Genomic DNA, 16,645 nt, shown 5'->3' on the forward strand with positions numbered 1-16,645 from the left:
TTCTTCACCTCCATTGGTTTGTTCCTTTATTCATCACCATTTTCTATACAGATTGATTCCACCATTTGGGCAACAATTTGACTCACTTTTTGCTCATTGTTTTCTGGCATAAATAAGAAGGTTAATGTCGTTCCCATCACCATTCGCAATATCACTTCTTCTTTCTCCTTTGGTATTTCCATTTCGGTAATAGCCTGTTTCAATAAGTCTGCCATTTTGCTCACAATATGAACAGATGGCAGCTCGTCAACGAACTGATCCTCCATTAAGACCATCTTAATGAGTTGATAGTGTTTCGAAATAAGTGTAATCCGGTCTTGTAAGATCTGTTTAATTCGTTCCTTTGAACTTAATCCGTTTGAGGTTCGTATCACCTGTTGTAATGTTTCTGTTAAAATAGGCTCTATTGCTTTCATAAACATATCTTGTTTTGAAGAAAAATAGCGAAATAAGGTGACTTCAGTGATTCCTGCTTCTTGGGCGATCTCAATCGTCGTTGCCCCGTTATAGCCTTTTTCGTTAAAAACTTTTCTAGCTGCTTCTAAAATTTGTTGTTCTCGTTCTTCTTTTTTCATCCGTTTTCGTATCGGTTGGTTCAAAGATGCACACCTCGTTTCTTTATTTTTGATACACGTTATTTAAGTAAGTACTTACATTAATTAATATATCTAATTGATGAATAAAAAACAAGGAGATTTTTTTGAATATCGATAGGAGGGGCAGTCTAATACAGCTTCTATCATTCAGCCATTTACGGAATCATACCGAGAGCCCAATGTAGGAACATTGTGGGCTCTTTTTGCAAGTTCTCTCAACCATTTTTGAGCTCGACTACGATGTCCTCTGAATCTTTTATTTTTGTTCATTGCCCATTTAACCAAACGCCGATTCAACCAGTCGATGGTGTATTTCACTGCCGATGGTTTGAACTTTGTGAAATAGTTGAGCCATCCTCTAACAATCAGGTTTATCATTTGTGCTATCATTTCAATTTTACTCCCAGTAAAGCTATGAATTCTCATTTCCTTTATCTTGTCTCTAAAGGATTTTACCGACTTTTTACTTACCTGTTGGAAGGAAATTGAACTGTAGCCTTCCCAGTCTGTCTTTTATAAATATCCTTCGAAAGGTATATCCAGAAAGTCAAACTCCGTATTCGGATACTCACTTTTTCTGTCTTTATCCTTGCAGTATACAATCTTTGTTTTCGTCGGATGTAATTCGAGTTTGCATTCCTCTAGTCGTTCTTTCAGCTTTTTCAGAGTCTCTTCCGCTTCGGTTTTCGTCTTGCAGTGGATGATAGCATCATCCACATATCGCTCTAACGGTGCCTGCGGATTCGTCCGTACCATCCACATATCGAACGCATCGTGCATGAACAGATTTGCAAGAACAGGACTTATGACACCTCCATGAGGTGTTCCAGCTTTTCGTTGAACAATTTCTCCATCTTTCTTCTGAAATGGCGCTTTCAGCCACCGTTCAATATAGAGTATCACCCAATCATAGTCCGTGTGTTTTCTGACCGCTTTCAAGAGTAATTCGTGGTCAATGTTATCAAATAGCCCTTTTATGTCGAATTCTATGACGTAGTCATATCTCCAGCATCTTTTCCTTGCTTGTCCTATGGTATCTATGTACTTAATAAGTCAGGTTCTTGCTTTTTAGAACGTAACTTATTAATCAAGGCCACCAGACAGTAGTGCGGTAGCCTGTGCATAGCGTACAAAAATAGGATGCTGATATTATTAGTATTAAAGCTTGATCGAGAAAAACTTGACACAAACTAAACCAAAGCAAATTTCACAAGACAAGAAAAAATTCTTAAAATCAAAAAAAGCTATTTTAACTGGCTTAATGACAAATATCAATAGGGGGGATATAAAATGTCACTAGCAAAAGGGGAAAGAGTTAAAAAGACACAATTAAGCGATTTAAGCATGGAAGAACAAAAAGAACGAAATGAAAACCAATATACTCTATTAAGCATGGAGTGAAATGAATGAAAAAGAAGAAAAATAATGAACGGGATTGCAACACATTTTCCAGGATACAAATTAGATGATTTTACCTTTTCACCGAATATAGTTCATTAAAGATTATAAATCAGAGAGCCTGTAGAAAATAACTACAGGTTTTTTTATGTACTCATCGGCCACCAATTTCATATTTCACTTACAAAAAGCAACTCACTAGAGAAACTCATATTCTTATCCAATCATCCCCACATTTCTCATGACCCAACCTGCTTTCCGTTTCTTCCACTTTCTTTCGCCCGTGTGTTTTCGCTCACCCTTTTCTACTTGCCGTATTTATCTACCTTTGTTCGATACGTGATTCTTTTTCTTTGGCTTACCCCCTTTCGACGCGCGCGACGCACCCCCGCCCAAACGAAAAAGTTACAAGATACGAATCGAGAAACAAAGATAATACTTTGTTCATAAATCCGTACCGATTTTTTGCAAAAGGAGCAGAAATATGGCTAAGTAAATCAAGAAGGGATGAGGAACAGATAAGGAGGAAAAGTTTAATTTCTCTAGTGAGTTCTATGTTATAATAGATATATTAAATAAAATGGAGGAATGGGTATGATCATGAAAGTGATCACTATAATTTTTGTATTACCTATGCTTATTGGACTGATTTCAGGGGAGTTTCTCTCAAAAAAAGAAAAACCTTGGGAAGCATCAACGAATAATCATTACAAACTTACTGACAAAATAATTAATTTAAATATGAATAATCATTACAGATATGTTGGAGAAAAATTTGATGCACTCGAGTATTATAAAAATAAGAGGTGGTGAAATGGGGGATAAAAAAGATAATATGGAGGATTTACTGATGACTTATTCTAATCATAACACAGATAAACGTCAATATAAACATCCCATTTCTGTCGTTCAAGAGGTTGGTGCATTGGATGGAGTAAATTCTAATGCAATTTAACAACTTTTTAGGAAATCTTTTTAATTTTCTTTTTCATTTTTATTCTCATCAAAAATAAAATTAGAACCTTATTCGGATCAAAGGTTTGATACCATTGAACATCATTAAATATGTGTACAGGGAACATCTCTTTATCTAATATGATAAGATTATATCTTAGTTCTCCATTATTTATTTTATTTATTAAATCTTTCAGTATGTCATTGCTCCATGAGGTTAAAATAGGCAAGAAGACACCCATCTCTATAGATGGGCGATGACTTCAAATTAATTTTTGTATTTAAGTACTTCTTCCATTAAGTCTTTGTCTTTGAATCGTTCCTTAATTACTGAGAAATCAACATGTATTTGCTCTCCCGCATTCGATTCAAGAGCAAATAAATCTAACATGACTAGATCTGTAAGCCCAAATACTTCTTCACCGCATTTATTACATTTTTTTATTGGAAAATTATCAACTTTTAATTGTACGTCATTATAATGTACTTTCCGTTCTAATGTTATCCGTTCCATTCTAAATGCCCCTTTACAATCTAAATTGTACTCGTGCATGGAACACCCTCCTTTTATCAGATATAACCTTCCTCTTTTAAAGACACATATCTATCGGTAAAATTACCGATGATAATATGATCCAAGACTTCGATTCCCAAGATCTCACCTGCTTGAGAAAGCCTTTGTGTTATAGAGATGTCTTCTTTACTAGGAGTGGGATCTCCACTTGGGTGATTATGACCAACAACGTTGGCTGCTGCTCCTAATGCAACCGCTATTTTAACATTCTTCAGTCGAGAAGTCTCCCACTTCTAAATCTTGCGTAGTTTAATGAAAGTGGGATATGAATCAACTTCAACCAAGCTGATCCTTTCATGCGTAAAATATCCAAGGTACAAAAGAACTCCAAATCATCGGATGCCTAGGGTTGGAACGACCCGAAGTAACGCTCAGGGAGACGAAAGGTTACTTTCGTCGTGGAGCTGAGAAGCTCCCACTTCAAGCGATAGCTAAGTGGTGAGTAGTTCACGAAAGTAAATATTAGAAGTATGATTACGATTGGAAACAAAATCATACTAACGGTATTAGGTAGATAGGAATCTCGGTCCCCAAATATCAAATCCCATAAGCTAAAATAAAATAATCCTGCTCCTATGGTTTCAAGCATTGCAACGGGTTTTAGTACGCTATAACGAATGGATAATAGAATGCCTGCTGTTACAAACAGATTCATACGATCGGATGGAGATGATATAGAAGCAAGTATTGCAAATAGAATAACTCCCCAACCAAAAATTACGGACAAATGTAATTTTACTAATTGTTTCATTTTGTTAACCCTTCTTTCTTTTAGTAAATTTAACAACTTTTCCTTTTGATTTATTTTTTGTTTCTTTTACTTGTTTGTTTACAATTTGCATTTGCTCTTCTCTCCATTTTTCAACACTATCGGAATATTCTTGTTCGATTTCATCTGCCCATTCTGGAATTTGTTCGGATGGGAATGGATATGGAACAATCTGTTTCAAATCAACATGCTGTTTCAAATCAACATGGTATTGCCAAGATTGAATAATCATTTGCCCTAGTTTTTTATCAGGAAATGTTTCTCTCCACGGTATCTTTGGTTCTGGTTCATCAAACATGTTTTCTATTTCTTTTCGCAATTTTCGTGGATTAGAAAAAATAATGATCGCTAATATTTGTTGAATGACCCATGAGGCAATAAATACGACAACTGGTATTAAAAATCGTTCTAATCCAGTAAACCATTTATTGATCGGTTTTGTATCGTAAAGTGAATAGAAAAACAAAACTTCTAAGCCAATTCCTGCTATGATAGGAAAAAAAGATTTAATTCCTATAATTTTAAGTTTTGATGGCTTTTTGGATGGTTCTAGTGAACGGTGTCCAATATCGGTATAAACTCTTGATCTGAATTGATTCATGACGATTTGATAGAATTTATTTTTAGATATATCTTTTAAATAGGGTGAATATGAATAGGGAACAGCCAATAAGTAATATAAATGTAAAGGTGCAATATATGGGGTCCTTTCCCACCGTGCTGTTTCTAACCAGAACATATTTAAGCGGATTTCTTTGGCTTTATTGTAAAATGTTGTTGGTTCTAGTGCCAATCTTAAACTAATCAGTATAATGAATACCCAATCGCCCCAATTGATGATATAATGCCAAGCGATTGATAACAGCTTAAGTAAAACTTGAAATCCTTCTATATGGGGAGTTAATAATGTAATAACAGAAATCGTAATAACCCATATAAAACTTTGATCGATGAGTTTTCTAATCGTTTCAACAACTTGCTCAAATATATTCCCTTTATTTCTTTTTGTAAGATGCTCAAACGATCCCAATGATTTCATGGTTATCACCTCCATAAGTCTATATGTCTATTATATAGTGAGTGTGAATTAATTCCCAATTTTTATCTTATCGAAAAGCAACCCCAAAGAATGCGGTAAATTGAACATTCTTTGGGGTTTAATTTTGGCGGATTGTCAACTTAAATAGACTTTTTAGACAGCTCCATTTTTAATAGGACCGGTAAAGTTGGAAGGCATCGTAGACAGACCCGATGATCTCTACATTCACAATATTTGTCTTAACTGTTCCGTTTGCATATTCTACTGTGAATTTGAATGTTACAGGTCCTGTTTGTAACATGGTTGATGGATCAATCATCGATTCATCATAAACTTCACCCGTATAATAAATGTTCGTTACTTTTTGTAAATTGGTACTTAGATAGAGAAGTCTACCATTTACTTGGTTTCCAAAGAATTCAACCTTTACATAATTTATTGGTTGATCTACTACATCAGCAGCTACCAAGAACTTTTCTCCTGAATAGAACTGTTCTGGCGTGTGTCCCTTTGCTGTATGTTTTTGTTCCCAATCAGGAGTATGATTGACATGACCAATGATGGATAAATCTCTAACTTCTACAGATAAACTTGCTACCGCTGTTCCACCATGCCCGTCATTTACTGTTTGTTTAATGGTATAGTATCCTATTTGATCGGTTTTAAATGAAAAGTTAGCATTGGTATTCGTAAATGTCGTTCCATTAGGTCTAGTCACTACATAGGAATAAGTGAGTGGATCTCCATCGGGATCACTTGCTGTACTCGTGATTACCATATTGTCTCCAATATAATAATATGGCTTATCTATCACAAAACCCGCTATTGGTGAGCGATTTACTACTTGTACGGTTTTTGTTAATGTTGCGCTAGCGCCATAAGGGTCTTTTACTACTTGCGTTATTGTATACGTTCCTCTTTGTGTTGCCGTAAAACTAAAATTGGCATTTGTATTGGTAAAGGTTGTCCCATCAGGACGCTTTATCGTATAAGAAAATGTTAATGAGTCACCATCTGAATCACTAGCTGTACTTGTCACAGATATTATTTCATTTAAATAATAAGTGGTTTTATTTGTGTTAAATCCTGCAATTGGAGCCTGATTAACTACATCAAAGTATTTCCATCCTGAGTATAAGGTATCACCATACGTATTTTTAATACTTAATTGATACGAGTATCTCCCTGGTGTTCCAGTTTTTCCTGTCATTGTTAAACTAGAGGGGAAAGTTGTTCCGCTCGATGAATAGATCACCGTACCGCTTGGATTCTTTACTTGTAATAGGTAAGAGGAATAAGAAAAAGTTTGTGTTTTGCTTAATCCAAATACAACATCTTCATTTGGCCGATATGATGATTTGGACGTCCATGTGTTGGGATTCCTCATATCGACAACATCAAAATAAGCGTCAACTTGGTTAGAACCATATACATCAAATTCGTTTTGGCGTTTATCCTCATTTGCAATCGTTCTAAGTCTATATTTCCCTTCTGATGGAGGTGTAAATGAATAATATAAGTTAAAAGCTCCATTTACAGGTATTTGAAATCGTTGAGGATTATTTGTATACAAAACATTTTCATCTTTATAATTATCAGGTACATTATTCGTGATCAGACTTGTATTAATCGGAACTGAGTACCAATCATTTGTTCTATGAATTTGAAAACTTGTTGTCTGTGTGTTGGAACCGCCAAAATCTGTGTATATTGAATAATCGAAAGTACCCTTATTTCCGATCGTTTGCGTAATGTTTATCGTAGGTAAGGTACTATTATAAAAGTTGACCCGATACCCGTTTAAATTTGTAGTTCCAACCTTTTGTGCTGCAACATAATAGTCTGGTTGTCCTTTGAAAGCGTTTATATAGTGTTGACTAAAGACGATTAAGTGGTTATCTGCACCTACAATGTTATCCACTCTTTCTCCTATATTAAAGTAATCATAATAAATCCCGTTTTCAATATTAATATTCTTTACAAGTTGCATAGTAGAAGGATTTAACGCCCACACTTTTCCATAACTGTCTCCAAAGTAGAGCAACCCATTTAACATAATGGGTGTTGTTGTGATGGAGTAAGGATGTACATAATATGACTTACTTCCGGTTGAAGTATTTATTTTTGTAATCGTTCCTTGCCATACTTCTACGTTAGATGAATTATAACTGGTTTCTGTGGAAACATAAGCATAACCTCCATTTAACAACACTCCTCCAACAGAGCGAAAACCACGATTTGAAGCATTTCCTGCATAACTAAAAACTTTTGCGTAACCTGTATCTGAGTAATGGTTTTTGTAAAATCGGCCTTTCTTATCTACTGCATAGATATATCCTGTTGCATTATCATAAGCAACGTGTTTTAATAAACCGGCGTAGTAAGTTAATTTTTTATCATACGTCGTTTTGTTCGGATCATCCGTTGTCCATTCATAAAAATATAAATAGCCTAAATTATCTCCATGATCTGAACTAACTCCGAATCCTGCATGGCCAGATATACGAGTAATCCCAGTAAATCTTCCACCTGAATCGACAGAAAATCCACCGTGTTTGCCTAACCCTGTATCAATAATAGTAACCCTTGTATCTGATGCAGCAGCAAAATATTGTCCGCTTCCTGCATCCCCAATATATTTTACAGCGTCCCCTAAATCATTTGAAAAAGAAACGGTTTGTTGATTTTGCTTATCATAAAGACCCCAACCCGTTACTCTTCCAACAAAACCGTTTGCTGTTCCAAATAATAAATTCCCTCCATTTTCCAACCATAAAATAGCAGTATCACTTGAAACAGGTCCATAATACGAACTTAACTCAAAACTAAAAGGTTTTCCTACATTATAATCTTGAGTCTTAGGAACATCAGCATCAAGGCCTGTTTGGTCACTCGTACCAAAAAATGTATTGCCGCTTCCATAATAAAGACGATAATTGGTCAAAATCGCACCATATGAAGGTATTGGACTTGAAAGAGGTTTACTCCATTGAGATGAAAGCGGTGGTGTTACTGTTGTATCTAAATAGTTATATGTTCTATAATCATCTGCACCTGTTGCGTTATACCCTCGTCCAGAGACACGGTCCGCTTGTACTTGAAAAGAAGTGCTACTTATAATCAAAGTAGCACTTATAACGAATAAGGCAATGACTCGTTTTAGTTTTTTCTTCACTTAAATCCCCTACTTTATTTGTGAAATGATTGTGCTGCTAACAACAGCTTCTCCACCTAAAAAGAAATAATTTTTAATTTGCTTGGTTTTTAAATGATTAATTGTATTTACTGTTAATTGTTTCGGTGCTGTGATAAGAATAGGTGCATTATAATCCACAGCTAATCTACTTCCACTTAAAGCATCTGGGTGTTTGTAACCATTCGCAAAGATGATCGTTTGACTATCATTAAAGAAGGTTTTTGCTATGAACAGTGATGTTTCAAAACGATCTTTTCCTCCAACTCTTTGAACAGTAGGAATATATTTTTTAAGTTGATCTTCTGCTAATTTTGAAATTACTCCAGTACTCCCTACAATCGTTGCTTTTTGAATATTTTTGGATTGAATGTATTTTAAAACGACTGGATCTAATTCTTTTTTGCTTATATTTAAAATAATGGGTGCTTTTACTTTAGCAGCATATGGTACGATCGATAAAGCATCCGGAAAATCCCCTCCATAAGCGATCACAATTTCAGATGGATTCGTATTAATCTGATTTGCAATCGCAATACTTGTCTCTACCCTTCCTTGCCCATAAATTCGTTGTACTGGAAACTTATTTTTAAAAGCATTTTCAACTTTTGTAGATACTACAGAAGGCCCGCCTAAAAGAATGACTTTACCACCAGGTTTTAATAATCTTTGAACTTCCGTTACTTCTTTATTTAAAGTTGTTGTATCATCCGTCGCTAAAAGAATCGTACCATTTAAAGCGGTATTTAATACCCCACCGGTTAGGGCATCTGGAAAGTTATCCCCTGCTGCCACAATCACATAATCTAAAGAATCTGAAGCTAATTGATTTGTTATGGCTAAGTTTGTACTGAAACGATCATTCCCTGCGAATCTGTTCGTACTTGGTTTAACCGGCGTTGGTGATGGTGTTGGATTAGTTGGTTGCGAAGGAGTGCTTGTAGCAGGTGTAAACGTCATTTTAAATTGATAATTCCTATTCCAAAAACTTGCTTGTTGTAATTGTAATACATATTTTCCTGTATAGTTGGAATTGTTTACTTGAAGAGTTTTCGCATAGATACGATTCGGCATACCTAGAGTTCCATTACTAAATATGTAATCAAAAGTACCATCTTTCTTTTCTGCATATACTTGGTATGGAATATAGTAATCTTTTGTTCTCCATCTATCGAATTCGTCTTGCGGATAAATCACTTCAAAGCTTAATGTACCATTATTTCCCCCTTGTATGCTAAAATTATCAAATACATCATTGCTGCCTGCCCATACACTCGATATTAAAGCCCCGTTTTGAACAGGTGTATATTCATAATAATGGCTCCCCAAATCGAAAATATCATTATAACCATTTATTTCATGGGGATCAGTAACACCTTGATAGTGAATATTTAATGAAACTCGAAAAATATATTTTCCTGTATTTTGTATTGCTTTAACTTTTAAAATGATTTTATTATCTTGATATATATTCTCTAAAGTCATTCGACCAAATACGCTTCCGGTATCCTCAATTGTAACCATTTTCCCATCATAATTTTTACCTGTAATACTTTTATAATAAAACTGAAGATAACCTGGTTCTAGATATGTAATTACTTCAACAGTTCCTCTTTGGTTTACGTTAAAAGTATAATAATCCACATCATCTAAAGAGGTAAATTCACCTTCTACATAGGTGTAATTATTTGGATAACCGTCATTTGGTCCCGGAAGAGTGATAGTTTGTGCTTTATCTGGTGTACTATTGTCTGATGTTGTTTCAACTACATAGTATGGTTTTCCGGGATATTCTGGATAATAAGGTGGAGAAAATGCTTTTGACGTAATGGGGAAGAATAAATTAAATAGCATTACAATCCCAAACATTAAAGGTAAAAATCGCTTCAAATTGAATCACTCCTTAACTTTTTTCTTCTTATTTTACATTATAGTAACTCTGACAATTTTAGTAAAATTTATATGAATAAGAGGCTGCTCTTCTTATGATATTTTTCTCACCCTTGAAAAATCGTGGTCCATATGTTTCTATAACGACAACAATGGTTGGACCTGAGTATAGTACATCGAAATGATAAATAGGATGATGATAAGTATATGGAAAAGTAGCATTGGAATCATCTATAAAATCCATAGATACTACTCTGAATTCATCTTCAAAAAAACTATCTGCATTAGGTGTTGTTGCTGTTAATCTAGCGTTTTTTTCTAGACTTTCAGTATACAATTTCTTCTGTACTAAAGAGGTGAGGAAAATTACTGACTAATTTATATTCAGCTCATAAGAGCCAGCTAAATTTTTAATTTTCTTTTAGTAAATTTAACAACTTTTCCTTTTGATTTATCTTTTGTTACTTTTACTTGTTTGTTTACAGTTTGCAATTGTTCTTCTCTCCATTGGTCAACACTATTGAAATATACTTGTTCGATTTCATCTGCCCATTCTGGAATTTGTTCGGATGGGAATGGATATGGAGCAATCGTTTTATCCTCATATTCCCATTTATTATCGACTGGATACGGTATATTTAAGTATTTGTATAAGGCTCTTTGTTTCAAATCAACATGGTATTGCCAAGATTGAATAATCATTTGCCCTAGTTTTTTATCAGGAAATGCTTCTCTCCATGGTATCTTTGGTTCTGGTTCATCAAACATGTTTTCGATTGCTTTTCGCAATTTTCGTGGATTAGAAAAAATAATGATCGCTAATATTTGTTGAATGACCCATGAGGCAATAAATACGACAACTGGTATTAAAAATCGTTCTAATCCAGTAAACCATTTATTGATCGGTTTTGTATCGTAAAGTGAATAGAAAAACAAAACTTCTAAGCCAATTCCTGCTATGATAGGAAAAAAAGATTTAATTCCTATAATTTTAAGTCTTGATGGCTTTCTGGATGGTTCTAGTGAACTGTGTCCAGTATTGGTATAAACTCTTGATCTGAATTGATTCATGACGATTTGATAGAATTTATTTTTGGATATATCTTTTATATAAGGTGAATATGAATTGGGAACAGCCAATAAGTAATATAAATGTAAAGGTGCAATATATGGGGTCCTTTCCCACCGTGCTGTTTCTAACCAGAACATATTTAATCGGATTTCTTCAGCTTTATTATAAAATGTTGTGGGTTTTAGTGCCAATCCCAAACTAATCAGTACAATAATAAATACCCAATCACCCCAATTGATGATATAATGCCAAGCGATTGATAGCAGTTTAAGTAAAACTTGAAAACCTTCTCTATGTGGAGTAAATAATGTAATAACAGTAACCATAATAATTCCCATAAAACTGTAACCGATGAGTTTTCTAATCGTTTCAAAAACTTGCTCGAATATATTTCCTTTATTTGTTTCTGTAAGAATCTCAAGCAATCGCAATATCATGGTTATCACCTCCATAAGTCTATATATCCTATTATACAGTGAATGTGAATTAATTCCCAATTTTTATCTTATGTTAATACAGACGGTAAAAAGAAAATCTATCTTTGTCCGACAGAGTATTTGAGCGCAAATCGAGTATATACCGATGCATCTTTAGCCTTTGGGTTCTTGTACCCAGGCGCACACAAAAACTAAAGCCAACGTCATAATGACGCTGGCTTTATTACCTACTTTTATTATAGTACATTTACGGACATGTCTTCACTTAACTCTCCTTCTGTAGCGGCAACCACAACTGCAGCAGAAGCATCACCAGTGATGTTAATCGTGGTACGAATCATATCTAAAATACGGTCAATACCTGCTATAAGACCAATACCTTCAATCGGTAGATTTACAGATTGTAAAACCATCGTCAGCATAATTAATCCTGCACCAGGTACTCCAGCTGTTCCAATTGAAGCCAATGTGGCTGTTAATACGATCGTGATTTGCTGAGATAGCGTTAAGTCAATCCCAAAAAATTGAGCGATAAACAAGGCGCTTACCCCTTGGTACAGTGCAGTACCATCCATGTTAATCGTTGCACCTAAAGGCAGAACAAAACTACTTACCCGCTTTGAAACTCCTAGATTTTCTTCTGTATTTTTGATGGTAACTGGCAATGTTCCTGCACTACTTGATGTACTAAAGGCAACAAGCATTGCTGGGGCGATCCCTTTAAAAAATTTCAAAGGGCTCATTTTCGCAAAGAACTTCACAGATGAGGAATAAACCAGTAAAGCGTGTAAGATCGAACCGATTAAAACAGCTAAGATGACTTTCGATAAGGGTAATAAAACATCTAATCCATATTTACCAACAACTGGTGCAACTAATCCCAAAATTCCAATGGGTGCGAATCTCATCACAATGCCCGTAATTTTGTACATAGTTTCTGCTAAATCATCAAAAAACTTGTACAATGTTTTCCCTTTTTCCCCAATAAGGGTCATACCAATTCCTAGAAAGAGAGCAAAGAAGATGATTTGTAACATTTCTCCATCAACAAGAGATTTAAACGGATTGATAGGAACAATATTCAGTAGTGTTTCCACAATGCTGGTTGGTTGCTTAACTTCTACCGCCTTTTGTACTCCACTTACATTAACTCCTTTACCAGGGTCAAAAAGATTCCCGAGAACTAAACCAATGGAAACAGCAATAGCGGTCGTTACAAGATAATAAGCGATGGTTTTTGTTCCCATTCGTCCAAGTTTTTTTACATCGCCAATACTTGCAACCCCTATAATTAAAGAAGATAAGACTAATGGTACAATGATAAATTTAATTAATCTTAAAAATAAATCTCCTAAAGGTTTAATCACTTCAATACTTGGACCAACGATCCAGCCTAATAAAATAGCAAGAATAAAAGCAATAAAAATTTGGGTTAATAAGTTCAGCTTCATCTAGTTCCCTCCCAATTTTTAATATCAAATACTATAAATATGTATGAGAATACAATATTGTGTCTAAAAATACAATACTTTTTTGTGTCGTTACTTCTTAAAAACGTTTTATTTTGCATGAATAGAAAAAAAGAGGGACAGTTTGTAAACCATCCCCTTTTTGATTTATTTATCAAATCTTAAATTTCTTTACCATTTCATTTAATTTTTCTGCCAGTTCAGCTTGAGCATTGGCCACTTTTGCCACTTCTTCAATCGCTGTAGTAATTTCTACCGAGTTGTTAGAAATATCTTGCGAACTTGCCGTAGACTGTTCTACAGAGGAAGCGACAGATTCAATCGCAGCATTTATCTGTTCGATCGAGTTAGAGATTTGCTCCGACTTTTCTGTAAACTCTGCAAACATTTGGCCAATTAGGTTCGCATCTTGTTGGTATTGTTCCCCAGTCTCTAGAAGCATTTTGTAGTCCTTATTCACTTTATCATTGATAAATTGCAAGATATCATTTGCATGGTTTGATAAGTTTTGAAAACTTCCTTGTACCTGTTTCACCACTTGTTGTATTTCGGAAACGGTATTCGTCGATTGTTCTGCTAATTTCCTTACTTCATCGGCCACAACAGCAAAACCTCTGCCATGTTCTCCAGCTCTTGCTGCTTCAATTGCTGCATTTAAAGCAAGTAAATTAGTTTGATCTGCTATTTCAGCAATGACATCAGCCATTTTCCCAATTTCAGCAACTATTTTCCCATCTTCAATAGCCTTCAAAATTCGCGCTTGTTTTTCTGCATACATCGTTTCTGCTAATGTACTCGATTGTTCCGCATTTTCTTTGATTTGTTCCGCTCTTTTTTCAATTTCTTTTACAATTACATTTCCTTCTTTGGCGCTTGCGACAAATTGTTTTGTCGTATTGGCTACTTCTTGACCTGATGCACTAATCTCCTCGGTAGCGGCACTTGTTTCTTCCATTCCTGCCGCAATTTGTTGTGTAGCAGCATTGATATTTTGGCTTTGAATGACAATCTCCTCAACCGAAGCTGATAATTGTTGACTTGAAGTTTCTATATCTCTAGTATTTACGATGATTTCTTTTACTAAGTCTTTAATATTAGCTACCATAATATTAAGTGCTTTACCAAGTTTGCCAATCTCATCATTAGAATCAATCGCAATTTCATTCACCGAAAGATCCTTATTGGCTATTTTCTCTATTTGATCAACGATCATTGAGATTTGCTTAGATAACTTATTGCTAAAAAGATAAACGATGATTCCCGTTATGAATAGTAGTGTTGTTATTACTACAAGTATAATCAAAATATTCCTTTGCATGTTTTGCCTGTATATCATTTCCTGTTGATTCACTATTCTATCAATTTCATCAATATAATTACCTGTACTTACAATAAAATTCCATGGTTCAAATAGTTTAGAATAGACTCTTTTTTTCGTTAACTTATTCGTTCCTACATCTTTTGGCTTTTCCCACATATATTCTGAATAACCATTATTTTCTCCATTTTTCGCTGCTTTAATAATATTTTGAATGATATAAACACCATTAGGATCTTGGAGATTTATTCGGTTAGTACCTTCTTCTTTCGGAATCATTGGATGTCCAACTAAAATTCCATCTGTTCGATCGATCCAAAAATATCCTGATTCTCCATAGCGTAATTCTTTGACTAACTGAATTCCAAACTTTTTTGCTTCATCTTCTGTCATACTTCCATTACGATATTGATTATACGCATAATTTAATAGAGTAACTGCGGTTTCGACTTGACCTTTAACCATTGTATCATAATCTTTTAACAGACTTTCTTTATACTGTTTTAATGATTGTTGATTTTGATTGATTGTAGATACGATGCTATATCCACCTAAAAACCCTAAGATGATAAGTACAACAATGACATAAAAAACGATTAATTTAGATTTTATTGTTTTCATTTTTAACCTCCCACCTACATGCCTAAGTTTCCGAGTATTCTTCTATCATTTCTATGTTTACTATCAATAACTATTAGATTAAATCAAATACTATTTTCGATTTCAAAAAACTTTTTAACTTATTAAATGGAATGGGTTTGCTTAACAGATAACCCTGAATTTCCTGGCAGCGTTTATCGATTAAAAAGTTAAGTTGTTCCTTGGTTTCTACCCCTTCAGCAACAACTCTTAAATTTAATTTTTCTCCTAATGCAACCAGTGTTTCAACGATAGTAGCATTCTTTTTATTTATAGGGACATTTTGTAAAAATAATCCATCAATTTTAACCGTATCAAAGGGCAAATCCCTAAGTTTACTCAATGAAGAATAGCCAGTCCCAAAGTCATCCATTGAAATTTGAATTCCCATCGATTGTAACTCTCTTATTTTTTTAAGGATATTTTGATTTGGTTGTGTTTCTATGTTTTCAGTAATTTCCAGATCTAAATAATGTGGGTCTAATTGGGTTTCTTCTAATATTTGCTTTACCATCTCTACAAAGTTTGGTTCCTGTAATTGAAGTGGTGAAATATTTACCATAATCCTTATATCTGAAAATCCTTCATAATGAATCGATTTTATTTGTTCACTTGCTTTTCTTAATACCCACTTGCCTAATTCATTAATCACCCCTGTTTTTTCTGCCAAAGGGATAAATTCTACTGGTGGAATCATTCCTAAAGTAGGATGTTGCCAACGTATTAACGCTTCAACCCCCGTAATTTGCTTCGTTGTCACATTCATAAGAGGTTGGTAGTAAACCACAAATTCATCACGTTCAATTGCATGTAACAGATCAGCCATAATAATGTGTTGCCTTCTAACAGCATCTTCTGAATAATGCTCCATATAAATCCCCACTTTACCTTTCGTTTTTTAGGGTCCTAGTGTTAAGCATTTAAAACATTGACTTTCCTGAATCATTCATACTTATATAAAAAATCGATAAGATTGCTTAAAAATTTCAAGTTTTTTGATAGTAATTATTTTATAATAGATATTGCACCGTTATATATAGTAAATTTGTACTATAATTGTATTACAATATTTACTGTAGATCCGATCTACTATTAGGACAACCCCTTTCTTGTCCTTATTCTTGAAATCCTCTTGGTACCATTCACAAGTTGTTGGATCGTATCCATCAGGTAGCGGCACTTTTGGGTAAATATAAAAATGTTTATGATTATTGCCATAAAAGATATATTTTCTTATCCATGCATTCCTCTCCCCATATAAAAAGTTAATGAATAAGAATTTCAATTTCCTTCCAAG

General features: G+C 34.3%; 16 protein-coding genes. 2 read left to right on the forward strand and 14 right to left on the reverse strand.

Features of this window, described 5'->3' with window-relative positions:
* Window positions 1–26: 26 nt before the first annotated feature.
* From EDD72_RS01065 to EDD72_RS12640, 3 genes are all read right to left on the reverse strand, one after another.
* Window positions 27–599 (reverse strand): TetR/AcrR family transcriptional regulator, encoded by a 573-nt coding sequence (locus EDD72_RS01065; protein ID WP_132766772.1) that lies wholly within the window; start codon window positions 597–599, stop codon window positions 27–29.
* Between the two features lie 144 nt (window positions 600–743).
* On the reverse strand, window positions 744–1,082 hold the full coding sequence (locus EDD72_RS12635; protein WP_279388073.1) for a group II intron maturase-specific domain-containing protein: 339 nt from the start codon (window positions 1,080–1,082) through the stop codon (window positions 744–746).
* Window positions 1,083–1,109: 27 nt separating this feature from the next.
* A complete protein-coding gene (locus EDD72_RS12640) occupies window positions 1,110–1,646 on the reverse strand; it encodes a reverse transcriptase domain-containing protein (RefSeq protein WP_207893609.1) in 537 nt (178 codons plus the stop codon).
* Between the two features lie 942 nt (window positions 1,647–2,588).
* Between EDD72_RS12640 and EDD72_RS01075 the strand changes: the two genes are divergently transcribed.
* Both EDD72_RS01075 and EDD72_RS12430 read left to right on the forward strand, forming a co-directional pair.
* A complete protein-coding gene (locus EDD72_RS01075) occupies window positions 2,589–2,807 on the forward strand; it encodes a hypothetical protein (protein WP_132766773.1) in 219 nt (72 codons plus the stop codon).
* Between the two features lies 1 nt (window position 2,808).
* Window positions 2,809–2,949: a hypothetical protein gene (locus tag EDD72_RS12430; protein WP_165894890.1), complete on the forward strand. Its 141-nt coding sequence runs from the start codon at window positions 2,809–2,811 to the stop codon at window positions 2,947–2,949.
* Window positions 2,950–3,216: 267 nt separating this feature from the next.
* On the opposite strand, the gene EDD72_RS01085 is transcribed toward EDD72_RS12430, so the two are convergent.
* From EDD72_RS01085 to EDD72_RS01130, 11 genes are all read right to left on the reverse strand, one after another.
* Window positions 3,217–3,501: a YgiT-type zinc finger protein gene (locus EDD72_RS01085; RefSeq protein ID WP_132766774.1), complete on the reverse strand. Its 285-nt coding sequence runs from the start codon at window positions 3,499–3,501 to the stop codon at window positions 3,217–3,219.
* A 17-nt stretch (window positions 3,502–3,518) separates the two neighbouring features.
* Window positions 3,519–3,737 carry a JAB domain-containing protein gene (locus tag EDD72_RS01090; RefSeq protein ID WP_132766832.1) on the reverse strand — a complete coding sequence of 73 codons (219 nt, stop codon included), beginning with the start codon at window positions 3,735–3,737 and terminating at the stop codon, window positions 3,519–3,521.
* Window positions 3,738–3,865: 128 nt separating this feature from the next.
* A complete protein-coding gene (locus EDD72_RS01095; RefSeq protein WP_132766775.1) occupies window positions 3,866–4,273 on the reverse strand; it encodes a hypothetical protein in 408 nt (135 codons plus the stop codon).
* 4 nt (window positions 4,274–4,277) lie between these two features.
* Entirely contained in the window at window positions 4,278–5,330 is a 1,053-nt protein-coding gene (locus EDD72_RS01100) for a hypothetical protein (RefSeq protein ID WP_132766776.1), read from the reverse strand.
* A 169-nt stretch (window positions 5,331–5,499) separates the two neighbouring features.
* Complete coding sequence (locus EDD72_RS01105) at window positions 5,500–8,505, reverse strand: Ig-like domain-containing protein (RefSeq protein ID WP_132766777.1); 3,006 nt, start codon at window positions 8,503–8,505, stop codon at window positions 5,500–5,502.
* Window positions 8,506–8,514: 9 nt separating this feature from the next.
* Window positions 8,515–10,413 (reverse strand): cell wall-binding repeat-containing protein, encoded by a 1,899-nt coding sequence (locus EDD72_RS01110; RefSeq protein ID WP_132766778.1) that lies wholly within the window; start codon window positions 10,411–10,413, stop codon window positions 8,515–8,517.
* 58 nt (window positions 10,414–10,471) lie between these two features.
* On the reverse strand, window positions 10,472–10,750 hold the full coding sequence (locus tag EDD72_RS12645) for a hypothetical protein (protein ID WP_207893603.1): 279 nt from the start codon (window positions 10,748–10,750) through the stop codon (window positions 10,472–10,474).
* Window positions 10,751–10,815: 65 nt separating this feature from the next.
* Window positions 10,816–11,922: a hypothetical protein gene (locus tag EDD72_RS01115; RefSeq protein ID WP_132766779.1), complete on the reverse strand. Its 1,107-nt coding sequence runs from the start codon at window positions 11,920–11,922 to the stop codon at window positions 10,816–10,818.
* A gap of 236 nt (window positions 11,923–12,158) precedes the next feature.
* On the reverse strand, window positions 12,159–13,373 hold the full coding sequence (locus EDD72_RS01120; protein ID WP_132766780.1) for a dicarboxylate/amino acid:cation symporter: 1,215 nt from the start codon (window positions 13,371–13,373) through the stop codon (window positions 12,159–12,161).
* 172 nt (window positions 13,374–13,545) lie between these two features.
* Entirely contained in the window at window positions 13,546–15,330 is a 1,785-nt protein-coding gene (locus EDD72_RS01125) for a methyl-accepting chemotaxis protein (protein WP_132766781.1), read from the reverse strand.
* A gap of 73 nt (window positions 15,331–15,403) precedes the next feature.
* Window positions 15,404–16,219, reverse strand: coding sequence for a putative bifunctional diguanylate cyclase/phosphodiesterase (locus EDD72_RS01130; RefSeq protein WP_132766782.1), 816 nt, complete (start codon window positions 16,217–16,219; stop codon window positions 15,404–15,406).
* Window positions 16,220–16,645 lie beyond the last annotated feature (426 nt).

This window comes from Tepidibacillus fermentans (assembly GCF_004342885.1).
Classification (GTDB): domain Bacteria; phylum Bacillota; class Bacilli; order Tepidibacillales; family Tepidibacillaceae; genus Tepidibacillus; species Tepidibacillus fermentans.